Origin of the sequence: Candidatus Manganitrophus noduliformans (assembly GCF_012184425.1) — a bacterium.
Lineage (GTDB): Bacteria > Nitrospirota > Nitrospiria > SBBL01 > Manganitrophaceae > Manganitrophus > Manganitrophus noduliformans.
In genome coordinates, this window is record NZ_VTOW01000009.1 from 1 (window position 1) to 24,343 (window position 24,343).

Sequence of the window (24,343 nt, forward strand, 5' to 3'; positions counted from 1 at the left end):
CTTACAGGCCTGTGAGACATTCCCTAACTGCTTGGCCAGCTCCAGTAATCCCACCTTCGTCTTGATGATCTTTTGATCCTTACTCATGTCCTTGACTCCTTTCTCCCACTCTCGGGATGAGATCCAAAGACCTTACCATATTGTCAGATTAAATCGTAGTACTTGCAAATGATGACTACCTTTTCCTCCGACGCCAAGATCCGGATGGCATCTCGCAAATCGACATTGATATGAAGCCATTTACTCAAATCCTCGAATGTATTGATCCCCGCTCCTAACATATCGGCTTTAATCGCCAACACCGACATTCCCTTCTCTATAAGGGCATGCGCCCCGGCAGACAGTAGAGAGGATTTTCCTGCCCCAGGACCTCCTAATATGAGTGTGCTGGACTGTTCCGAACCGGAAATACGTTCTAACAATTCATCTAACTCTGGCCGCGCAATCTCATGTCCACTTCCAAGAGCTCTCTGCCAAGTAAGAAGACCCCGTGAGGCAGTTAGGAATCTCTCTGTCAGATGCTTGGGTAAGGCCAGCTGACCATTTGTCAAAGCAAAGACTCTTTTAGTAAGATGCGCCCTAAAAAGCTGTTCAAATTCCGAGGTTCCGTTAAACTCTGAAGCCAGGGCTTGATATTCAGAAAAAATTCGACTCCGGAAGTTCGCTAATGCACTTTGTTGATCAGGATCAACGATATAGGTGGCGGGTGTTGCCCTATTAAAGTAGAGGCTTACAGTGGGACGCCCGCTCTTTTGCTCATTCATCTTTCTTGCGAGGTTCCACTCCTCTTCGGTTCCTGTCATACCCATTCCAGCATCTGTGCCGAAGCGGTGCCAGAAAATAAACACAATCCAATGCGGGTCGAATTTTTCAATGGCCGCATTGATAATTGATTGAGGACGTCCTAAATCCGACAACAAGTCCTCGCAACCCAAATCATCAAGGGCAATGTTTAACTCTCTTTTGAGAGTGCGGATAGTCGGGTCTTGATTAATAATTTGGCGCACGGTTTTTCGTTCAACGTTGCAGTCGCTGGGCGATGCAATGAAAATCCGAAATGTAGTTACAGGTTGGCTCACAGTTTATTTCCGGTCTGTATGAAGTGTTAGGAGGTTAAAGTATGGTCAGATTAGGTCGTCCCTTATAATTATATGATCTTACATGGTCAGTAGCTGGTGTGACAGGCGTACGATTGCACCTGGATGCTATGATAAGCTGCATGATCAATACATTCGGAGATCACGAGCCGCTTCCTTCATTAAGAACGTTTGCCTGTTAACTGGCTTTAATCCCCAGATAATAGGTGTTTTCTTCTCAACCGGGAACCTAAGAATTTCCTTTTTGAATACACATTCGAGTACTTTGTCATAGGGCAGTTGCGGGAAAGGCATCATCGCTTGATGCCTTTTTAAGATCAATTAAGCAACTCTTTAAAATCAGGATAACTAAAGTTCGTAATAAAGATAACTAACTTCAGGAAGTAAATGCCCCAACCGGCCGGTGTTCAAAATCCGGAAGCCCCTTGCCGTAGGAAAACTGCTCAAACTTTGAGAATTGTAGGCAGGTTGATGCGCATAAATAAGAAGGGCTTCGATTGCATTTACGATAGGGGGGCTGGCTTTAGGATAGCGTTCTCCGTCATTCCAATCGTCCCAATCGATGAATATACCGACCGACGCGAACCTCACCTTCATGGTGTCATATTCATCGGCAACCCATCGGTCATGTTCTCTCATCCTGCTTTTAATCCCTGAGGATGTTTTCCCTATATAGAGCAGCACATCCCGGCCGTAAAGGTGGTGAGAACCGTAAATCGCGTAGAGAACGTGCTCGGTTACCTGATGTTCCCTGTAGGAATCCCATTCATAGGGCCCTTCCCAGTGGGCACAGTAGATATTCTCTTTCATTGCTTTCACTCAATTTCCCACACAATGATTCCTGCCATATGGATATATAAAGATATTGTTATGAAATACCTTTTCGGAATACATAAGAATTGCTTACAATCCCATTCTAGATTTCAAGCAGCCTTTGTAATTTAAATCTGACCTTCTCTGGTCTCAACTCAACGTCGCATTCCCACAGCCTCAGCACTTTCCACCCCCTGCGGCGTATTGAACGGAAATGGCGAGCATCCCGCTCCCTGTTCTTGTAGAGCTTTTCTTGCCAGTAGGACATTCTTGTTTTAGGTACTGTTTCGTCCCGGCACCCACGGTGCAAATGCCAGAAACAGCCATGGACAAAAATACCACTGTGCAAATCTTTGTATAGTTCCGGTGTATTTTCCTTTGCGGTCTATCGGCATTAAATCGGAAGCAGTCCATGGCTTATCCCAGGAAGTTATAGAGTGTTTAAGCTGACAGTAATTAATACGATTGGCATTTTCAAATTTCTCGCCACCGTATTATTCTGCGGTGTCGATTACTAGCAGGCCTTCCTTGCCTGGTGGACCATCTCCGCTCTCAAATGGTGAGATACCCTCAATCGCTATGGCAGTCAAATCACTTTTAGGATTAAGATTCTCAAAACTCGCCGGGCAGACCAAAGAAAATGAAAGTCATGGCCGGCATGACTGAACCGTACAGAGTCAATTTCCCTGCTAAACACCCATAGATTAAGACCTACTTTTCAGGCCGGCAGTAGTCACGCTTCAGCCTCCTTTACCCCAGGGGGCACGGATCACTCCCCCGATACCCGTTTGCCAAAAATTCGTTATTTACTTTCAATTCGAAGACGACAAGATTCGGCATCTTTAACATATTTTCCATGACGTTTTTCTGAAGGGCTGGATCAATCGGATTCATTCTTGCCGGGCTCCATTTAGCAGGGCAGACAGATTCGCCCTTCTTTCGACCTGCACCCGATGCTCCGCTCCATCAGTGAGCCTCCGGCTCAGATGAATATAATTCTCAGTTGTTGCAATCGTCGAATGCCCCATCATGTCCTGAACATCCTTCAGATGTGCCCCGTTTTGTAAAGCATTTGTCGCCGCGAAATGCCTCATCGAATGAGGGCTGACCCGGGGCCGATTAATCCCCGCCTCCCTCATATATGACGTGAGAATCGATTGTATCCCCCGTACGGAAAGCCGGCTCCCCTTCCGATCGGGCCGCTCGGAGAAAAAGAGAGGATCAACCGCCTTCTTCTTCCCAGAAAGTTGAAGATAAAGATCCATCGTATCCGCCAGGTCCTCCACCAGCACCACCGTTCGATCTTTTGCTTTTCGCCCTTTGCGCTGAAGATAGAGAATCCCGATCTTGCCGCCTCTGGAGTAATCCCCGACATCAGCCCGGTGCATCTCAATCTCCCGCACCCCCACCCGGACCGCGAGCGACACTAACAGATGATCCCGAAGCTCCCCCAGGTCCTTCACCATCCTCACCGTCTCGAGCAGCCGATCCGTCTCCTCATCGCTCAGAGTATCTCTTCTATATTGTCTGGAGAGTTTCGGCAGCTTCACCTGGAGAGCGGGGTTGGCCAGAAGCATCCCCCCTTCCACCGCCCAGGAGCAGAACGATCGAAGTGCCGAGAGGTTTCTCTGAACGGTGGCCGGTGCGAGTTTGCGAAAGCGGGTCAGTTCCCGTTCATACTGCCGGATAAAGAGGGAATCAAATCCTGGCCGTTTTTGCTGGTTCCAATAGGAGAGAAAGTCAGAGATGGCGTTTCGGTAGGTGATGAGGGTCGATTTGAAGAACTGTCCCTCTTTTTCGATGAGCCACACATTAATATAGGAGCTCAAATCCTGTCCCTTGAGAGGAAGGCGTCGGCCGGAGGATAAGTTTTCCGGCTCGGAATCGGACCCATCGGCCGTCGCAAGGCTTCCGTTCGGGCTCTTTTGATCCTCTTTCAAGTTTTTAACCCCCGAAGAGAGCTCAATTCTCCGGGTTACGATATATCAGTGCGCCCTATAGGTCAAGAAGTTTTATTGCGTGGAAGGCTTCTTATAGGCAATAAAGCCTTGATTTTCATCCGGAACCGGGATAGAGTGAGTGGGTCAAATTTTGACCGATCGAAAAGGAAATCTGAAAAGATTCCGTTCGGAGCCGCCAATGCCTTCCATCGACCAGATCTCTCCCCTACTCTCAACCCTCAAACCGACCGCTCAAAGTACCCTCATCCAGCTTTGGGTACACACAGTTGATGATGAGGTGATCGCTTCCCACGCCGACCTTGCTGCTTGGACCGGAATTAAAAGCCGAAACACAATCCGTTCTGCCGTGAGGGAACTTCTCGATAAAGGATGGATCAAAGTCGTGAAACCAGGTCAGGAGGGATCGCCATCTGTATACCGAATCTTAATCGTTGGGAAGGGTGCCGTTCACTCCCCGCCTTCAACGGTGCCCACAATCAGTTTGACGGCCGAGAACCAACTCCTGCTTGCGGCGATTAAGCGATCGCTCCCTCCGGCCGCATGGAGTTTGGTCCGGCGAGAGGCCTCGCTCACCAAAGAATCCGAAGACGACGTGATCGTTAAGAGATACTTTGGTCCGGGTAGGTTGAATGGATAAGATTCTCGAGAATCTCCTTTTTATCTCGTCTGAGCCGATCTCAAAGGCGCAGATGATCGAAATCCTGCAGCTGGAGACTGCGCAGGAGGTCGAAGACCTTGATGCGACGATTGCGAGACTCACGAAAGAATATGAGAACCGCGGGCTGCAACTGGTGGAGGTTGCCGGCGGCTATCAAGTGATGACACAAGCCCCTTATTCGAAGTGGATCCAGCGCCTTCGAAAAATGACGCCGATACGGCTGTCCGAAGAGGCTCGACTGACTCTGGCAATTATCGCTTACAGGCAGCCCATCACCCGAACGGCGATCGAAGAGATCCGTGGTGTCGACTGCGAGAGCGTCTTGGAGACGCTCCGGTCGTATAATTTGATTCATATCGTCGGTGATATCTCAGGCGCTTTTCTTTGGTGCACGACTGATCGATTTCTCCAGCTACTTCACCTAAAGAACCTGGGCGACCTTCCTGCTATTACCCATCAAAAAAACCGATTTTAATTCTCCTGGGATGAGTTTTTCGTCGGGGGGAATTCTCTTCGATCGAACACTTCAGAAACTCCTGCTTCAGGTGAGTACCAGATTGCCTCTCTCTCCGGAAAAAATTGCCTTTGTTGTCGATCTTGGCTATGTCTTGCTCAATCAAAATTTTTAATCCACGAGTATCAAACTCGAACAAAAATAGTATGAGAAGTCATCACAGAAATATAATGTAAGTACATAGACTCATCTATGTGATAGTGCTTGGACACAGTAATTAAAATTGCAGTCCAGAGGCTCTTACTCTTTACCCTTCCGGGAGGTCCGAAGTACTTCCCATCAATAGCCTCTCTGGTGACGGACCCTAATATGAGAGATCGATCCGTATCCTGAAAAGGATCTGACGAACTCCCCTATCCCATCAGGACGGATCATGCTAGACATCATCGATAACTTCAAGTGAGTTTCAGAAATATTAAGAGAATTTTTCGGACGGATCATCTCATTCCGGCACTACACAGATAATATCTCAGAAGATTAGTCAGAGAGATTTGGATTATCTTGCTCGACTCAATCGCAAATACTTTTGTAGCCGGCAGGGTGTGGGACGTCCCACACCCTGCCCTTCTCGCGAGCAGCTCCTACAAGACAAGCAGGGGGACAGAACTCGATTCGTTGTTCTAGCCTGGGGAGATTTATTTTTTACTGTATAAGTTGCAGATCAGCCCGACACTTTGATGGTTCCGTTATTCCAACATCTCGTGGATCCCGACAAAAAGGACCCAATCACCGATGAGCGATCTTCCGAATATTAACTCTAACCCGTCATAGTAATTCAGAGTAAGACGCGCACCCAATTATTTATGGACTGGGATACTGATTCTCTCAGACCACCAACTCTTCTGGACAAAGACACACTAAAATATCCGTACCCTGATAAAGTTGGCATCGCAAGGAAGAATGCCGAAGCTGACCACTTCAGGAGTTATAACATCCTGAAGCGTCTCGCCGCTATTCCCCATCCCGGGTTCCACGTTCCCGATTCAGCAACCGAGGTGTGGGACGTCCCACACCCAGCATTCGACTACTATCGTCCTCAGTATTTTGGACGCCTTGATCCTGTTAGTGAGCCGACCCTCGCATTCGAAACAAATGATCTACTCGAGACGGCCTGATTAATAAATGTTAGAGAATGAGTCAGGGCCGTCAGTAAAACCGGCCGTGCGCCCGTTCCAAATAGATCGGCGCAGAAAGCCAACCCCGTTTGGAAGGTTCATAACGATAATAAGCGAAATGCCCGGCGGTGTTTTTTTCTGCACTGGACAGATGGTGTTCTTTAGAGGTTGCTCTCAATTTCCCCCGATCGAACAGAACATTCCCTCCTCTTCATCACAGCTGCTTCAATACCTGTGGGACGTCCCACACCCGCCGGTTATTTGAACCGCTGCCGGGACACGGGCGCCGCATTCCGGGCCTCGTAAAGATCCTCGAATCTTGTCATCAGTGACTTGATATTAGAATAAAGCGCGAAGGTGTGGGACGTCCCACACCGTTGTTCTGAGGAACACAGTCTTGGAGCACACGTGGACACCTTGGATAGTGTCGGCTTGAGAATACCTGTGGAACGTCCCACACTCCTTCCTCTAACAGAAAAGAATGTAAACCGATCTTGTTTACACCTAGAACACCTTCCCGTACAGTTATTGCCATCACAGCAGATGTAATTGCACATATATGATTATCCCATGTCTATATTAATTCCGTTGACTAATGCCTGATCTTCTGATATGTAGGTAGAACGTGTTATACAATTCTTTTACCTACACACAGGGTAACTGCCATGATCGATCGAAAAGAGAGTCATAATTACGTTATGTCCCGCCCGGAATTTTCCGAAGTGTTGGGCGTATCGCAAAGTACCGCTATCAAATGGGAAAAGGCCGGCCTCAGTCCGAACACAATCCAATGGGGCAACTCAACCCGACGAAGATACAACATCGATCACATACTGGAGGCGAGGAAAAAGTTTAGACCGCTTCCGAAGCGTGAGCCGACAACCATCCTCTTCTGGCTTCTCAAAGGCGGGGTCGGCAAGACAACCGTTAGCTTCAATTTGTGCGGAGCGCTCTCCCGGGCAGGTTATCGTGTTTTGGCAATTGACCTTGATGGGCAGTCCCACCTGACGACATGCTTCGGGATCCCATTCGCCGATCAAGAAAATCTAAAGACCCTTTACAACCTGCTGTACGGGGAAGGGGACGACGCCGCGACCCTCGATGACATCCTCGTTGAGCTCTCTCCAACGCTTCATCTGATACCCTCCTCCCTTGATACCGCTGCGATCGATCTTTTCTTAATCGCCGAGAAAGATCCCGAAAGGAAACTCCACCGCCTGCGGAACCTCATTATGCCGCTTCGGGCGAAGTACGATTTCATCATTTTAGACGCTCCCCCGAATATCAACTTCCTCAATCTCAACGCGATCTTTGCCGCTGACGAGATAGTCGCCCCGATGCTTACGGACTTTCTCTCGCACCATTCCCTCTCGCTCCTTTACGATACGTTCGACTCACTAACTGAAACATTCCGCGATACCGGGTTTAAACTTCCGACGATCCGGCTCTTGGCCAACCATTTCGATATCCGGAACAACCTCTGCCAAGAATCGCTGGGCAAGCTCAAGACCGGCGAGTTTGCCTCTCAACTCTTCAAGACTGTTATCCGTCTGAGCACCGCTTTGGCCGAGTCAGCAAAGAACATGAAACCTGTATTTACTTTTGCGCCGCAGAGCAATGGCGCAAGAGATATATTGGCATTATCCCGCGAGCTGACAGGCGAGAAGGGGACGGAGGGCGTCAATGAAGCGTAATTCCAAAGACCCACCAGATTTTAAAACGAAAACGGCTGAAGGTCCTGGATGGCAAAGCCTCGAAAGAAAAAAACAGCCCGTCCGGCCCTGGACAGTAGGCGTTGATCCGCCTGCGGATCAGAAAGCAGGATCTTCTTCCCAAACGGGAACCGCCAACTCCTTCGTTCAGGTTATCAAGATCGATCAAATCCGGCCGGATCCCAAACAACCCAGACGCACCTTTAGTCAGAAGGCGATCTCGGATCTCGCCCGCTCAATCGCCGAAGTCGACCTTCTGGAGCCAATACTCGTGCGACCGGATGAAGCAGGCGGATTCTGCATCATCGCCGGCGAGCGTCGATGGCGCGCATGTAAAAGTCTGAACCACGAATCGATTAAAGCGATCGTTCGGGAGACGACTCCTACGGAAGCTTTCAAACTATCTATTATCGAGAATCTAATCCGGGAACAATTGAACATCGTTGAGAAGGCTCTCGGCTTCAAAGAGCTCCTCAAGCAGAAAATCTATCCAAGTCAATCGGCGATGGCAAGTGAATTGGGTCTTCACCGTACAAACATCGTTAAGACCCTTCGACTTCTCGAACGTCTTCATGAGGAAGCCATCGGGTATTATCTGGATCATTACGACCATCTGACCGAGGGGCATCTACACGCGGTCATGAGGGCTCCAATCGTCGAACAACGAACAATTCTCGAACGAGTAAAGGCGGAGAGTTGGTCGGTTCAGCAGACGCGCCATTTCGTAACGACGAATTTCTTCCCCACACAGAGGTCAAACAATATCGCTTTAAAAGAGAAGCAGTCCGACTGGTTTGATCTGGAGGTCCGTGTCCGCCCCACCATGAGAAAGCCGGAGCTTCAAGCTTTGATCGGGACACTGAAACAGACGATTCACAAATTGGAGGCGCTCGCGAAGAACAAGACGGAGGCGTAGGCTGCGCCGCTACCTTCGACCTTGTCGAAGAGCATCGAAGGGTAGTTCAGAGGAAGCACAGCAAGGTTGCAAGATAAAAGTAGGGTAGTAAGAAGGAAGAACAGGGTAGCTGAAAGGAAGCTTTTCGCCCCATTTGATCAGTTTTGCCATGGAATCGGATCGTTTGGTCGGGTTAGAAGCCGGTTTTTTGGGCATTATGCCGTATATAAAATGATGGGGTAGCTGAAAGGAATGCTACAGGAGTCGAAAGGAAGAGGAAGCGTGGTTGAAAGGAAGAAATCGGGTAGTCGGAAGGAAAGGGTAGGGTAGCGCAGAGGAAGGTCCCCGGTAGTTGAAAGGAAGAACGGTCTCGTAACTTATTGTTATTACAAATGTTCTCGCTCCTATAATTAGATAATATACATAATCTAATAGCTTTTTATAATTAGGACACGAGCGAATATGGATTTGATAAACCCGAAGGAAGAAAAGGGAAAGGTCGAGTGTAACCTCGAAGAATTCCCGTATTTCATTCCCTCAACGAAGAACCTCAAAGATCAACACGAGATTATCTTCGTCCGGACGGTCCAGAACAGGCAAGGGGAGACTTTCCGGCAGGAGTGGATCGTTCGAGCTGAGCACGGCGACCACCTTCCCGGATCGTTCGAAGCCGATGTCAAAAGGGCCCTCGATAAGATCGTCTACGACATCGGTTTTCAAACCGTGATTGAGACGGGGATCATTAAATTCTCGCTTTACCAGATCGCAGAGATCCTCGGACTTGGCCATGGCGGCTGGACCTGGCAGCGTATTCGCAAAGCCCTCGAGCGGATGAAAACAACTAACATTCACTCGAAGCAGTCTTTCTATCTGAAGGGGAAAAATGTTTATGTCGATGATGTCTTCTCATACATCGACAACGTCCGATTCTATCAACTCGGCGATGAGAGCCGGACAAATAATTGCACCTGCCAGGTCAAATTCTCCAAATATTACATTGAAAGCTTAAAGGGACATTACATCAAGCCGTTCGATTTTGGTTTTTACTGGTCCCTGGGTGATCCCATTCCGAAGCGCCTGTATTCCCTCTTTGATAAGAGAAGCTACACATCGCCGACCGTAACATTTGACCTGATCGAACTGGGTAAAATAATTCCACTCACCAAGCGCCCTCCTTCAAAAATTCGGCAGTGTATTCTTCCAGGCCTCAATCTCCTTAAAGAGAGAGGATACTTAGTCGACTATTCATTTCGAAAATCGGTCGGGAGCAAGGGCGAGGCGCTGATCGTTCGCGTCAAGGGCAAGGAAGACATTGATCCGGAAGTTAAGGCGTTGGCTGAATCGATCTTCGAAGACATCGTCAGAAATATTGGTGTGGAGCATCGCTCAGAAAAATTCTATCGCCGCATATGTGAGAAATTGCCACGCAATATTATTTATAGAGCCCTTTCCGAAGTTCGGGAGGAAGAACAACACGGTCAGGTTCAATCGAAAATCGCTTTATTCACGACGAAGATAAAAAGATTTGCGGATGAAGCCGATATACCAATCTATGATTGACTGTCCCCCCGATTTTACCGTTGATTAATTTCCCGTCTTCCCGGATTACTTTCACCGAGGATCGATCCCTCCCACTGCCATGAGTATGGATCAGTTCAGTTCCCCCAAATATCATCAGCTCAGCTTTTCCTAACTGTAGCGTCTTGCCTTCTTACCATGCTAATGGACAGCGTGTCAGTATCTTGAGATCTTCTACCTTCTGAGCCGGTTGGGCTTCATTTATCAAACTTATGCCATACCAGCAAAGAGATAATCTTCTGAGACAGCGAACTGTCGCAGATCTGCGACACATTGTCGCTATTCCGCTACAACATGTCGCGCTTCGACGACAGTGGTCTTCAATCGGCTTGCGTCATTATTATTTGTTGGGTTTACGGCTGACTAATGAGAACCAATTGATATATTTAATGATCTCGAAGGTTTCCAAAGTCCGTGACTTTGCCATACCGAGTTGGTACAATCCTTGCTGCTGAAATATATTAATGACAATGCCGTGGCTACTGGTGGGTACATCTGTAAAGCAAGAGCCAGATACCAAAAGGAGGAATGACATGATATTCCGATCTTACTGCACAATAGTCGAGTTGTGGATCTTCCGAAGTGTTCTGGAGGGAATAAGAGGTTTTAAATCAGCGATCTTTGACATCAGTGGAAGGATTATATCCATATCTGTTGCAACTCGGAAGTTTGGATTTATTACCGGACTATGCATGTTATTTTGGTCGAGTTTCGTTTTTCCAAATCAGATACTTGCATCTGGTTTTACTGTTTATGAGTACGGTGCCGAGGAACAGGCGCAAGGAAGTGCTGTCGCGGCGCAGGTAGATTCTCCGTCCGCCATTTTTTATAATCCTGCGGGGACAGCGAACATTCCAGGTACTCAGATCAGAGTCGGATCATCCTTTCTTTTTGCCGATGTAACGTTCGCTGGCGAATTAAGCGGAAGGAAAACAGAAGCAGACACTGGGCCGATCTATCCGACTCATTTTTTTGCAACGAAGGAAGTAGCGTTCGGCGGAATTGGTATTGGATTTTACTCTGCGAACGGTAATAAAATAGAGTATCCGAGAAACTGGGAAGGAAGGTACTTTGTAGTCTCGTCAGACCTCCTACAGTTAAACCTAGCGCCTGCTATTTCCTTTAGAATTCGTGACAATGTCTTTGCCGGTATAAGTGTCGTGGGATCATATGTCAAAATACAACAAGCCAACCAAATTAACCTCATGACGTTGGGATTCCCAGCAGATGGCTCGGCTAATTTGGAGGCTGATGGATTTGGGATCGGTGGTACAGTCGGGATTAAAGCCATCTTTGACCGGTGGCTTTTAGGAGTAGTGTATAAGAGTCCGACCTCCGTCAGATTAGAGGGAAAAGCTGATTTTAAGATCCCAGAAACCCTGAGTCCCTTCTTCCCGAATGGAGACATTAGCACAAAGCAAAAATTTCCCCAGATCGTCACAATTGGAGTTGCCAACCGATCATTGCAAAACGTAACACTTGAGGCCGACCTCCAGTGGACGAATTGGAATTCATTTAATGACCAGGAGATCGATTTTGAAATCCAAACGCTTGCCGTACAGAATATCAGCGTTCCTTTCGACTGGCATGACACTTGGACACTCCGTCTGGGGGCTCAATATGATTTTCATGAATCATTCGCTCTCCGTCTGGGATATATTCATGACCCTTCAGCAGTGCCTCAATCGACAATAAATCCTATTTTTCCTGAACTCGATAAACATATTGTTACGGCCGGTCTAGGATTTCGACGGAATCAATGGAGCGCGGATCTCTACCTTGCTCGGATTTACAGCAAGGAACGCCGTGTTGACAATGCCTTACCTGGATTTCCAACACATCAAGGTAAATACGAAGCCAATGCAGACGCCGTTGGGTTTTCAGTTACATATGCATTCTAATCTTGAGAATCCATTATGGCTGTGCTAAATTGCGGGTGATTTCCTAGATAGGAAGAACGCCTATGCGTATTGGTATGATTCCACAAACGGTATTGGAGTGGTTTCTTTCGAAGATGAACGTGATTCCATTTCCCGCCGAGGATACGTTCGTCGCGATGATGCAAACGCGGGCTATTATGGCTGCTAATCGTTTGGGTATTTTTACATCTTTGGCAAAGGGTCCTGCTTCTTCCGCTGAGCTTGCCCGAGATCTTTCCTGCCAGATAAGAGGGCTTGAAGCCCTTTTAGAAGCCGTCAAGAACGCCGGTTACGTTGTAGAACAGAAAGGAAGGTACTCTCTTTCTCCCAGAGCCCGCAAGTGGGTTACACCGGATAGTTCCGAGTCAGTCAACTGGTTTATTGAGTTTAATTACGACAACTGGGAAAGAATGGGTAATCTCGAGGAATCCGTAAAAACCGGAAAGTCCTTGGATCTACATGCGCAACTTCTAGATATTACTCAATGGAGGCGGTATCTTTATGGTCTTCATGATCTTTCGAGAATGGCCGCCAAAGAAATAGTTCTAAGAAGGTTGGTAAGGTCTTCTCCGAAACTCCTCCTGGATATAGGTGGAGGTCACGGCGGGTACTCAGCAGCGTTCTGCCGAGCGTATCCTCATTTGAAGTCCGTCATCTTTGACTTACCTCAAGCTATTGAAATTGGAAATGAGATCATAAGAAAGCATTATGGTGATGTGACAGATAGAATCGAATTCAAAGAAGGAGATATTACGAAAGATTCTTGGGGAACCGGTTACGACGTTGTCCTTCTAATGAATGTAATTCATCATTTTGAGCCGGAACAGATCAGACAGATTTTTGGAAAAATAATGGGAACTATAAATTCAGGGGGAGTGCTTCTGATCTTAGATCAGCTTAATAACGTAAATAAATCTACATCTTATCTCGCCTCTATGGCAGAACTGCTTTTTCTCGTAATGACGAGTGGAAGAAGCTATAGATTCGATACTGTTCAGGACTGGCTGACAGAAGCCGGTTTCAAAAATATCCGACTCAAGAACCTGAGAGTCGGACCGGGAGCCTCTGTTTTAGCTGCCGAAAAAAGCTAAAAAACCGATGAATTTCCTACCAATTCTCCTGCCTCTAGTAACGATTGTATTGACCACCTTTATGGGTTTTTTCGTTATTAGGCAGCGTCGAACACGTCCGAATGTCGCTTTCTTTTTTATGTGTCTCTCCGCGGGGCTTGTCTCATTCTTTCTATTGAAAATGGAGTGGAGTGTGGCACGTGGCGAAGTCCCACTCCCATGGCACAGTCTCTACGATGCAACGTTGGCGGTGTTTTTATTGTCGACAGTTTTTTTTTCGTTAATGTTTCCAAAACCGACTCCACACGCCGGCAGGATTTTGGCTCCGTTTACGATATGCGCTGCAGGTATTACCGGGGGATCTCTTGTCGGAGGTAATTTCTCTCAGCACAATGTTCTCGGCGATATTCATACGTTTGAACCAACGCTCTTTTTTAGAATCTATATCCTATATGCTATTGCTAGTCTCGGCACAATGATTGGAGTTCTCCTCTATAAATACAGAATGCTTCGGTATGCCCAATGTGACAGACCAGCTCAAATGGCGCTGAAAGTGATTGTGATGTGGTTCTCTCTCTCAATAATATTTGGGCTCCAGTTCTCATTAGTCGAAGTTGTTATTCTCAAGAGTATGAAGCACTTTTACCTACAAACTGGCGGTTTTTTGATCTATACGGTTGCAACTTTTTATAGCATCGTTAAATATAACGCTTTCGACATTGAAACTGTCCTGCATAAGACGCTAAGTTGGCTTATCGTTTCTTTGGGGCCTATTGCAGTCATCTTTACTTCGGCTATATGGCTCAGGCCGCACCTGCAGAATGTGCCTAACTGGCAGTGGGCGGTAGCAGTCAGCGGAATTAGCTGTATCGCGGGGCTCTATCTTTATTTCGCTCAGCCTTATGTTGATCAACTCTTTGATCGCAGAAAATACGATTTGGCAAAGACACTGGACGAAGTAATCAGCGACTTGGCCGTTCTCCAGGAGTTGCAACCGATGGCTGTCAGAATCCTCAATCGCGTCTGTCAAGTCCTGACCGTTAATGGCGGCGGCGCCATGATTCTTGATCCTCAGAAGAAGCATCTTGTCGTAGTTGCCCGGAAAGATTTGGACATGAACGACACCATCCCTCTTGGAGAATCAATATTGCAGACATTTGAAATGGGATCAATGGAGGAGCTTGATCCGGCCCAAGGTGGAGAAGCTAAAGATAGTACTCATTCTGCGTGGCTTCGGAATCACTCCTTTGCGCTTTGTCTTCCCTTGGTCCAGAAAGACGAACTTCTTGGAATTCTGGTATTCGGGAGGAAACGGAATCTCGGAAGGTTTTCTCAACGGGAAAAAGCTTTTCTCGCAAAACTTTCCACTGCAGTGACGATCGCCTTTTCAAATTCACTACTCCTGGAGCGGGAACGTGAACTTGATCGTTTAAAAACGGAATTTCTTTCTGAAGTGGCTCATGAGCTGGGGGGACCTCTCTCGGGTATAGCTAGAATCGCCGAAGGCGTTCTGATGCGGAGTCCTGATCAAATCAGTGAGGATCAGAGACGTATGGTCGAGAACATTCGTATCACTGCGGTCGAAATAAAAAAACTCGTCGACTACCTGCTAGATCTGAGCAAGATTGAAATGGGCGTAATGCACTATGATTTCCAACCGGTGGAAGTTGCCTCATGTGTACGTCTAGCTCTTGATTTGGCACTCAGTGAAATTAATTTGAAAGGTCTGAATATTCAATTGGATATTGATGATGATCTACCCATGATCAAAGGCGATAAAGCGCGAATCCGTCAATGTGTATCGAATCTTCTTTCCAACGCCATCAAGTACACTGAGCGAGGCCAGATCGGGATCTGTTGCAAGAAAGATGATGACCGGATAAAGATTTCCGTTTGGGATACCGGTCGAGGAATGACTCCTGACGAAAAAGACACCATATTTGATCGTTACCGTAGAGGTAAGAAGGTGGATAGCATTGAGGGGAGCGGTCTCGGATTGACGGTGACAAAAGGCATTATAGAGAGTCTCGGTGGTACTATTGATGTGGATTCGACAATCGGTGTAGGTAGTGTTTTTTCAATTTATCTTCCTTTTGATCTCCAAAAAGTGGAGCTTCATACTCCACCCCGGTCCGGGAGTCCCCAGATTTATTATAAAAATTCCCAGCCGCCCGCCAACATTAACGCTGATAATACAGCATCAGAGGTTTTCAGAGGCAATGGTGAGAAGGTTCTTGTTGTTGACGACCTTGAAACTGAGCGTAATGTGGTTTGTACATATCTTGAGGCAAATGGCTATCTCATCGAAACAGCGAGCAATGGTTTTCAGGCTCTAGAATTAGTTCGGGCGACAAAACCAGATATTATCATCACAGATTTATTAATGCCAATCCTAAATGGACCGGAGCTCTGTCGCATCTTAAAAGCTAATCCAAGCTTTGCCTCCACACCGATCATCATGCTCACGGGAAGGAATAACTTCGGTGATATGGAGTTTGGAATTCAAATGGGTGCGGACGACTATATAGGTAAGCCGTGTAACCTTCAAGAACTCTCGTTACGAATGGCTGCACTCCTGCGGATGCACCAAATACGCAATGATCTGGACCTTGCCAGATCGAGCCTGATTGAGATGGAGTTAATTGCAAGCTCTTCCGGAACCTTTGTACATGCCATCAAGACTCCACTCGCTTTGATTGAGAATTACGTCAGGATTGCCCGAATCGCGCTGGATCGCTCCAACCGTCAGAAGGTTGATGAGAGCCTCTTCCAAATTGAAGACGCTGCCCGAGCAATCTCCAGAATTCTGCAGGGTCTCAGGAGGGCCCATCTTGATTCTCCGAAAATGGCCAGGATTCATCTGCCGAAAGTTTTAGATGCTTGTCTTTCTAGACTGATATGGGAAGAAAGTTGTACGAAATATGAGGTGAAACGGAAGTATGGGGAGGAGATTCCCTATGTGGAAGGAGATGTACACCAGCTCGAAATGGCGTTTTCGAACCTCATTTCAAATGCCCTTGATGCGATGCGGATGAGCGGGATCCTAGAGATCGGGATTTTCGTGCCTCATCCGGGAGGCGTGATGATTGAGATCAGGGATTCCGGCGTCGGCATTCCCGATCCGATAATGAAGAATCTCTTCAAGCCTTTTATCACGACCAAGATTGATGGGACCGGCCTGGGTCTTTGGACTGCAAAGAGAATTATTGAGACCCACCATGGCGGCAGTTTAACTCTGGATTCCACTCCCGGAAGGGGCACAACAGTCAAGGCGTGGATCCCAACTGGAGGGCTCCAGATCAGGCAGCCGGAAGAGGTTACAATCGATGGAAAACAGCCACATTCTGATTGTTGAAGACGATCCTAGGTATATTAAGCTTTACAGTGATGCCCTGGAGACACATCGATACACACTGGATGTCGAGCGAGAGCTGTCGGCGGGTCTGCAGGCTGTCCAAAAAAACGTTCCGGATCTTGTTCTCCTTGATCTGTCCTTCGATGGGACGCCGGAGGGAGGGCTCACGTTTATTTCCGCTGCGCTGGAAAATCAGGCCGATCTTCCGATTATCATCATCAGTGCTCACAGTGACAGCGCAATAATCAATAAGGCCCTCGACCTCGGTGCGGTCGATTACATCGTAAAAGATCACTCTCTCCATGAGCTCCTTCCTATTAGAGTCCATCATACTCTGAAGAGGACACTCTTTGAGAAGCGAAGAAAAACGCAGATCGAGCTTCATAACGGATTTATCTTCGGCCCTGGAAAGATCATCATCGGACAATCCCCCAAGATGCTTGAGGTCTACGCTTTGATCGAGAAGGTAGCTCGGAGCCGATCCACTGCGCTAATTCTTGGGGAAAGCGGGACGGGAAAAGAGCTGGTTGCCGAGGCGATTCACGACAGGAAGGAATCAGCAGCCCCGTATATCTCCATTGATTGTGGGGCTGTTCCTGAGTCAGTTCTGGAGAGTGAGCTCTTCGGTGTGAAGGCGCGTTATCCGGGATTCCATAACACAGAGCCGCTGATCGGAAAAATGGAGGTGGTCGGGGAAGGAACGCTCCTTCTGGATGAGATCGGAAACATGGGTATAGGGCTCCAGGCTAAGCTCCTCCGAGTTTTGGAGGAGAGGAGGTTTAGTCCGCTAGGTTCCGAGAAGATCCAGTTTCTCGCGCAAATTATCGCGTCGACCAATATTGATTTTAAACTCGCAATTGAGTCCAAAAGATTTCGGGAAGATCTCTATTACCGTCTCAACGATGTACCCATTCTCCTGCCACCTCTGCGGGAGCGCAAGGAGGATATTCCGCTTGTCGTTAGCTACATTCTGGATCAGTACCGGTTCCAGACCGATAGAACTGTAGAAGTATTGCCGCAGACATTGGAGAAACTGATTGAATATGACTGGCCCGGCAACGTTCGGGAACTGGTCAAAACCGTTCATCGTGCTCTGATAGGAACTCAGTCCCAGTATTTGACGCCCAAGCATATCGAGCTCTCTGGCTCAGGCGCTACGAGATCGCGGGCGGAGTCCGGAGCAGCGAATGAGCCGGAAAAACCCAGCCCGCCCATCGTCGGCAACTATAAGAAAATGGTTCAGGAATATCAGAAAAAACTGTTGCGATTGGCCCTTGATCGGACAAAGGGTAATCAATCGGAAGCGGCCAAGCTCCTCGGGCTTCACAGGACTCATTTCATTCGCCTGATCAATTTTCATGGACTTAATAAAACGGAGGAAATGTGATAAGCGGTGATTGAAATTGTAGCGCATTCGCGACATGCTGTGAGTGAGAGTGCTACAATTTGTAGCGAATCAGCGACACCCCCCTACTTTAATGCCCTCCCTTTGGCGGTCTTCCGCAGAGCGGTCTTATCTTCTAAGCATCTATTTTTAAAATAATTTCTCACGAAAACGGCAACTCACCCCGAGGCGAAAAATAAAATCCAAATTGGGCACACGATTTGCGATAGGTATCGGCGTATTGATTCTTGTATGGTATCTTTCCGCGGGGTTTTCGGATTGAAAAATGTATTAATCGTCATCCCCGGAGACAGAGAAATTCTGAATCCGCTTCGACGCCTTGTTGAAACGCTGTTGAACGAGATTCGGTTTGTCCCCGCAAAGGTGATCGGCACATCATCTAGAACCCAGGCATTAGGATTCATTCAACGTCACCGAACTGATCTACTTTTGATCGAGCATACAGCACTACGAATCAACGGATTCCACTTCGTTCAATCGATTCCGAATAGGTCCTCGATAAAGAGAGTTGTATTGGTCGCAAAGGTTCGCCTTACCTTGGATGAAATGGAGCAATTGATTCGGGTAGGAATTCATTCGGCGCTTGAAAGGCCTCTTAATAGAGATGAGCTCAAACAAGTTTTGCGCAAAGTTCTTTTACGAGCGGAGGCAATCTAATTTCGGAAACCATACACACCGAACAGGGAAAGGCTGCGTAGGGTTTGAGTCGGTTGACAGCCTCTTTTAGGAGGAAGCCTCATGAACGCTTAACTGGAGGACCGAATGATTGGTATCCTGGTTGTGGATGATGATCGCGCAAAGCGACATGAGATTGAGGATCTTATTAAAATCGTTCTCGCCAATCGACCGCATCTTCCGGTCGACATACGGTTTGCCGGTTCAGCGGAAGAAGCAATCGGAATACTTACAAGTGAGGACATAGCGCTTTTGATTACCGATTATGAGTTACCTGGTCTTAACGGTTTGGAGCTCATCCAGCAGATCAGCGATCGGGTGTCGACGAAGAAAATCCTTCTAAGCGAAACTCCACCCTCGCTTCAGGTTCGCATTCTTGGTGCGGAAGCTGGACTCGAGGGTATCTTCCGTAAGCCTATAAGACGGAAAGAATTAAAACAGATCCTCCTGAACCTTTTTTGATGGTAGCGAACAGCCATTAAGCTCACCGCTGTGCATAAAGCGAAAATGCTGACGAGAGGTCTTTGTTCAAGAACGCCCGGGCCCGTCGCTTAAAGTTCGATGCCCACTGTAATCGCGGGACATTTACAGAACCCAGAGTGAACGGCTTCTTCCTAATGTACTGCGCTGAATTAATTGGAGCAGAGAAACCTGCGTCAAAAACCGGTGTTTGTTTCGGGTTTAGCTTTTGTGTTTAGGGACGGTTCAAAATAATGCTCCTAAATAATATAGGTATTATGAGGAGTAATTCTTTATGGATTCTGTGAGAACAAAAAGCGACATTATCTTGCTCGTCGAAAAGAATCCTGATCTCCTGGTTCTTTACAAGTCCGTTGCAGACGCTGCGCGGTACGAAACCGCTATCACCCAAAATTTTGAGACCGCCTGGAAAATTCTGAAAAAGGAGGAACCGGTGCTCATCTTCCTGGAAATCGGAATCCATGGAGATCCACAAAAAGGGCTTCTCTTTATTGAGAGAGCACTGCAACTTAAGCCAGATGTCTCTATTGCCATCGTTAGTTACACGACCGATCCCAAAATTATTGATAAAGCTCTCGGCCGAGGTGTCATCGATTACATCGATAAATCCAAGCGCGATCGGCTATCCAAGCAGATCGAACAAATCGTGATGAAAGTCGATATAGAAGTTCAAAATAACCGAAGGGTAGATAAGGATGGCGGCTTTAGAATCAATACCGACCAAATAATTGTTGGAACGTCCCCCCTCATGCGGCAGATCTATAAGCTGATTCCAAGAGTGGCGGAAACCCGAGCTTCGGTACTCATTTGTGGAGAAAGCGGCACAGGGAAGGAGCTGATCGCCCGCGCGATCCATGCTCAGAAGGGTATTCAGGCGCCTTTTATTCCAATTGATTGCGGCTGTATGACCAAGTCTCTCTTGGAATCGGAATTATTCGGTGTGCGCGCGAAGTACCCCGGATTTCATAATGCCGATCGCCTCGTTGGGAAATTCGAAGCGGCAGGCAGGGGAACTCTTCTACTAGATGAAATCGGAAATATGCCGGCCGATATCCAGCCGGCCCTTCTACGGGTACTCTGGGAAAGGGAATTCCGTCCATTAGGATTTGAAAAGCCAATGCCGCTTCAAGCGCAGGTGATCGCCTCAACAAACATCGAATTGGAGGAATTAATCAGAAGGGGGCGATTCCGTGAAGATCTTTATTTTCGGCTAAACACACTTAGATTTACTCTCCCACCGCTTCGCAAGCGACGGGAAGACATCCCGTTGCTGATCCAGCATTTCCTCGAGCAACACGAAAAACAATCGGGTGAGTACTTTGAAATTGTCCCCGAAGCGATTGAGATGCTCACTGCGCACAACTGGCCTGGAAATATCAGAGAGCTTGCGCAGACCCTATGGGGTACACTGACTACGTCCCAATCGCACTACTTAGTGCCGCGCCACTTTGCACTCCTAACCCGTAACAATCGAAGTTTTCCGGTTATGACATCAACGCCGAAGTCTTTCCGGGAGAGCGTTACGGAATTCCAAAAACAGCTCATCGTGAACACGCTGAATGCCTGTAATGGCAACCGCAACCAAGCAGCGAGGGAACTCGGAATTGCACGCGGCAGTTTGTTCCATTTCATTAGAAAATTTGCGATTCAGGAGATGCCTGGATCAAGGAATGGCCATTCTATTGGGACCAACGGCTTGAAGTCTAAAGATTCAGCTGAGAGTGTGTCACCGTCGGTGACGATCTCGGCAGGCCCAGAAAATGGCAGCTTGAAGATTCATTCTGTTTAGAAAAATATGATGGCATCGTTAAGCGCATCAACATTGCCTCTCGAGATCCATTGATTAAATAGCATGACTCTAAAAAAAGAAATCCGATGGACAGTGATCTACTGTTTCAGAGGAACTGAGATGAACTCGCATCGTCCCGTCAATGGTAAAGAGCTTGAGAAGCTGCTGGGAGAGGGGCTCCTGAAGCGTTCGGCGTCAAATGATCGTTTCGATCCGATTGACGAAAGTGGTGCTGTGAATAATCTCAGGGTGCGGTTTTTCATTGCCCTATACCACTGCATCGAGAAAGATCTGGAATTGATACGTATTTGCGGGGCTTTCTGTGAGCAATCTCTTCCACTGGAAGAAATTCATTTGAAGACCGGCTTTCCTGTCGAAAAAATAAAGCATTTGGCTGAAATCAGCCAGCACCTCTTCCTCTCCGGTGAAGCGCTGGAAGCCGATTACGTGGTCGTGTGGTATCGCTATCTTCGCCATTTACTTACCCCAAATGGATATACAGCTAAAGATCGAAAACGCGATTTGACACTTCTTTCGAGTACTTTACGATCAAGGAAGAAACTAAAGCGAAGAATTCGAGAGTTGGAAGAGAAACTCCATCACCTGACATCTGTGATAGCATCCATGGCCCAAAAACAGAATGAATTATCCTAAACCTTTATCTGGAAAAGACCGTTATTCTTTCTTGTGCCTGGCAAAGGCGGCCGGATTTACGGCAAAGCAGGCGGCCCCCTTATGCGGTTCTAGCCTATTGCGGGTATCCAAAATATGGAAGCAGATTAAGGTGACAACATACCCTAAAACCGCGTCACGCAATGTTCAACTGTCAGTCGAGAACAAACATTTAGTTGTCACATTGCTTCTTATTGGATGCGATCTCTTTGAAGTCGCGCGTACAATCGGACGCAGCCCGAGCGATATTCTGTCTTTCGTTGAAAGAAATCCAGAAGTGTGGAGGTGGATTTCGTGTCGCATTTGTGACCAGCTGTGTATCACGTCGGACCTTCAGGTAAGGCATTGCCAAAAACCGAGCTGTGTGAAAATGGCGCGAGAGATCCGGACACGAGAGATAGAATTCGACAGCCCAAGCCGACCCAAGATCGGGCGTTCACCGCTCAATTCTCCTCTCAAATTCACACATCAGTTCACCAGTTGCGATAGCGGGAAACAGCGGAAGTCCCGTACTAATGCCGAAAAGCACCTCCACGCTAACGCATAACTCCATATTCTTGCCCTCATTACCCCTTCTTATCGACGCTTATATTCTCAGATCCGGTCCCGACAGTTTCGATCAAAAGATCCAATCACGTGTGATGAGTCATTTCGATAATCGCTCTGTCGCTGCCCCCCCACCTGTCTGACCATTCTAAAAATTTCTTTTTTCGACAAAAACGAAAATAATTTTTAAATTCGTCGGGCCTATCCTCCGCGGACTCCTCCTGTTACCTCTCCGTACCCTCCTCCCAATCCACCTCCTGACGTCCTCCCCCGATGTAGCACAACGTATTACAATCACGAATGTTTTACGCGGGACGAGCTACTTACGTTATGATTGTCTGTTCTGTCCTAAGATGTCTCAGTAACGATATCTCGATACATCTAAGGTATATCGCGCGCTTTATATCGTAGGCCGATGATTTTTTTCTTGACAGCGATAGCCGAGCATGGTATTTCTGATTTTGTAATCAATGTAGTAGGCCCCTCATCGAGGGAGTGTCGGGCATAACAGCCCAAAATATCACCACTATTTCCTTTCTGCCCTTTTAACGACATCTGGATCCGGCGGAAGGGCTTTTTTATGTCCTCGCTCCGCTAACTTTCAATGCACGTCAAATTCCCCGAGATTTTCATCTCTTAGCGTTTTTGCCCCGTATTGTCCTTCCTCAACATCAGTGACCTAATTCACCCTATGGCGGTTCGATGAGTGTTTTCGCTTTATCGCTCGAATAACGTCTTGAAGGTCTCCCTTGCACCGGCCGTATCGATTTTCACGGGTCAGACGATCTCCTTCGTCATCGACTGGGATCCTCTCCGTCAGGTGCGTTCGCCGATGTCTTCCCTCGGAATCATTAGCGTCTCGTCTCGCACGATCTCTGTAAGGATCGCTCGCGTCAGCTTTGAACGCGTGTCGCATCAGAAGCTCTTCGATCGATCGCTTTCTTATGTTCACGATCTCCATCATGGCTGCATTATCTTCGGACCGGGATGATCCTGGCGTTACTTGAACGAATCATTTCGACCGTCACAATGACGTTTGGCGCGTGCAGATTGGAGGCTGATTATGAAACACGTTGTCCATCGATACTGGTGTGTCCGGTGCCACCAAGCAAGCAGATTTATTTCGAAGGGTCCGCGTCTGAGGCGGTCGACGTCCGACGCGCCGCCCGCGGTGATGGATCTCTTTGAGGTTTGCCGGCGATGCAATCCACCATTGCCTCGGTCCAGGCCGATCGGCTCTCCCTCTTACCAACGGGTCAGATTGGGCAGTAGATTTGGATCGCTCGTTTACGTTTGTCTGAATTAACCTGAGCCGATGTTCGCATTGGAAGGCCGGATAAATCGGGTCACTCGGTTTATTCGGCCTTTTTATTCCAGCTTGTAGCGGTGTGCAGATTGCTTTGGTTAATCTACCCGCTCTTCACCGGCCGGCATTTGAGAATGTGATCTTTACCCGGAACAGATCGGCACGATTTCGGTTACGAGGGTGTTTCAGGGGCCGTCGGCATCGCAGGAAGGTCGATCTTTGATCTTCTTTATCGAACAGATGGTTGGGCGCGTTTTGACACCCTTTCAGCGGCCGGTTTGACATTTTCGCTTTCTACCATGTCGGCGCCGACAGGACAACGGGCCGCCTCTCCTGTATGGATCGCCTGAAACTAAATCGGAATGTGAATCAAACCCGAGCGCCAATCGGCAGCGATCCATCTTAACGTGTGATCCGCATTAAAGCGGATCAATCGCAATAACACGGTAGGGGAGTCATCTCTTACGACAGTTTCATTGCGGCCTTTCTGTTCCCGGGAGACAGAGCATTCGTGGAAATCTCTCTTCGTTCGTTCACCGTAAAACCCGACGGATTCTCATGGTCGCTTCGGAAGTGACGTGAGGATTCTACAACCAACAAAGGAGGATCGTATGCAGCAGGGTAACGTCCGTGTCGTTTTGGTTCGTCCTCAGACCGGAGAGGATCTCGTTCGTTTCGGAAGGCGCGGCGGTGTCAAGGAGGTGCTGAGAGCAAACCGCCTCCGGCAGATGATTTTCAGGTAACAAGAAAGAAGGCAGAAAACCAATCCCACGAGCGATTCAC

Annotated in this window: 16 protein-coding genes; 13 read left to right on the top strand and 3 right to left on the bottom strand. The window is 47.8% G+C overall.

Annotation, left to right across the window (positions count from 1 at the left end):
* Positions 1 to 143: 143 nt before the first annotated feature.
* The 3 genes from MNODULE_RS23115 to MNODULE_RS23125 form a co-directional block, all read right to left on the bottom strand.
* On the bottom strand, positions 144 to 1,079 hold the full coding sequence (locus MNODULE_RS23115) for a P-loop NTPase family protein (RefSeq protein ID WP_168063568.1): 936 nt from the start codon (positions 1,077 to 1,079) through the stop codon (positions 144 to 146).
* Between the two features lie 366 nt (positions 1,080 to 1,445).
* A complete protein-coding gene (locus MNODULE_RS23120; protein ID WP_168063569.1) occupies positions 1,446 to 1,916 on the bottom strand; it encodes a hypothetical protein in 471 nt (156 codons plus the stop codon).
* An 884-nt stretch (positions 1,917 to 2,800) separates the two neighbouring features.
* Positions 2,801 to 3,850: a tyrosine-type recombinase/integrase gene (locus tag MNODULE_RS23125; protein ID WP_168063570.1), complete on the bottom strand. Its 1,050-nt coding sequence runs from the start codon at positions 3,848 to 3,850 to the stop codon at positions 2,801 to 2,803.
* A 650-nt stretch (positions 3,851 to 4,500) separates the two neighbouring features.
* Here MNODULE_RS23125 and scpB point away from each other — a divergent pair.
* From scpB to MNODULE_RS25180, 13 genes are all read left to right on the top strand, one after another.
* Positions 4,501 to 5,004: an SMC-Scp complex subunit ScpB gene (gene scpB, locus MNODULE_RS23135; RefSeq protein WP_168063572.1), complete on the top strand. Its 504-nt coding sequence runs from the start codon at positions 4,501 to 4,503 to the stop codon at positions 5,002 to 5,004.
* Positions 5,005 to 6,823: 1,819 nt separating this feature from the next.
* Positions 6,824 to 7,852, top strand: a complete 1,029-nt coding sequence (locus MNODULE_RS23140) for an AAA family ATPase (protein WP_168063573.1) — start codon at positions 6,824 to 6,826, stop codon at positions 7,850 to 7,852.
* Positions 7,842 to 8,786 (top strand): ParB/RepB/Spo0J family partition protein, encoded by a 945-nt coding sequence (locus MNODULE_RS23145; protein ID WP_168063574.1) that lies wholly within the window; start codon positions 7,842 to 7,844, stop codon positions 8,784 to 8,786. Before MNODULE_RS23140 ends, MNODULE_RS23145 begins: the two co-directional genes overlap by 11 nt.
* A 702-nt stretch (positions 8,787 to 9,488) precedes the next feature.
* Positions 9,489 to 10,325: a replication initiator protein A gene (locus MNODULE_RS23150; RefSeq protein WP_168063575.1), complete on the top strand. Its 837-nt coding sequence runs from the start codon at positions 9,489 to 9,491 to the stop codon at positions 10,323 to 10,325.
* A 710-nt stretch (positions 10,326 to 11,035) separates the two neighbouring features.
* Complete coding sequence (locus tag MNODULE_RS23155; RefSeq protein WP_168063576.1) at positions 11,036 to 12,244, top strand: OmpP1/FadL family transporter; 1,209 nt, start codon at positions 11,036 to 11,038, stop codon at positions 12,242 to 12,244.
* Positions 12,245 to 12,306: 62 nt separating this feature from the next.
* Complete coding sequence (locus MNODULE_RS23160) at positions 12,307 to 13,353, top strand: methyltransferase (protein WP_168063577.1); 1,047 nt, start codon at positions 12,307 to 12,309, stop codon at positions 13,351 to 13,353.
* A gap of 172 nt (positions 13,354 to 13,525) precedes the next feature.
* Positions 13,526 to 16,687: an ATP-binding protein gene (locus MNODULE_RS23165; protein WP_168063578.1), complete on the top strand. Its 3,162-nt coding sequence runs from the start codon at positions 13,526 to 13,528 to the stop codon at positions 16,685 to 16,687.
* On the top strand, positions 16,659 to 18,074 hold the full coding sequence (locus MNODULE_RS23170) for a sigma-54-dependent transcriptional regulator (RefSeq protein ID WP_168063579.1): 1,416 nt from the start codon (positions 16,659 to 16,661) through the stop codon (positions 18,072 to 18,074). The genes MNODULE_RS23165 and MNODULE_RS23170 overlap by 29 nt, the downstream gene beginning before the upstream one ends.
* A 249-nt stretch (positions 18,075 to 18,323) precedes the next feature.
* The gene (locus MNODULE_RS25590) at positions 18,324 to 18,749 is read left to right on the top strand and encodes a response regulator (protein ID WP_422666773.1); all 426 of its coding nucleotides are present in this window, start codon (positions 18,324 to 18,326) and stop codon (positions 18,747 to 18,749) included.
* Positions 18,750 to 18,854: 105 nt separating this feature from the next.
* Complete coding sequence (locus MNODULE_RS23180; RefSeq protein WP_168063581.1) at positions 18,855 to 19,229, top strand: response regulator; 375 nt, start codon at positions 18,855 to 18,857, stop codon at positions 19,227 to 19,229.
* A gap of 292 nt (positions 19,230 to 19,521) precedes the next feature.
* Positions 19,522 to 21,036 carry a sigma-54-dependent transcriptional regulator gene (locus tag MNODULE_RS23185; protein ID WP_168063582.1) on the top strand — a complete coding sequence of 505 codons (1,515 nt, stop codon included), beginning with the start codon at positions 19,522 to 19,524 and terminating at the stop codon, positions 21,034 to 21,036.
* 120 nt (positions 21,037 to 21,156) lie between these two features.
* Positions 21,157 to 21,690: a hypothetical protein gene (locus MNODULE_RS23190; protein WP_168063583.1), complete on the top strand. Its 534-nt coding sequence runs from the start codon at positions 21,157 to 21,159 to the stop codon at positions 21,688 to 21,690.
* 2,481 nt (positions 21,691 to 24,171) lie between these two features.
* Complete coding sequence (locus tag MNODULE_RS25180) at positions 24,172 to 24,303, top strand: hypothetical protein (RefSeq protein ID WP_272953326.1); 132 nt, start codon at positions 24,172 to 24,174, stop codon at positions 24,301 to 24,303.
* Positions 24,304 to 24,343 lie beyond the last annotated feature (40 nt).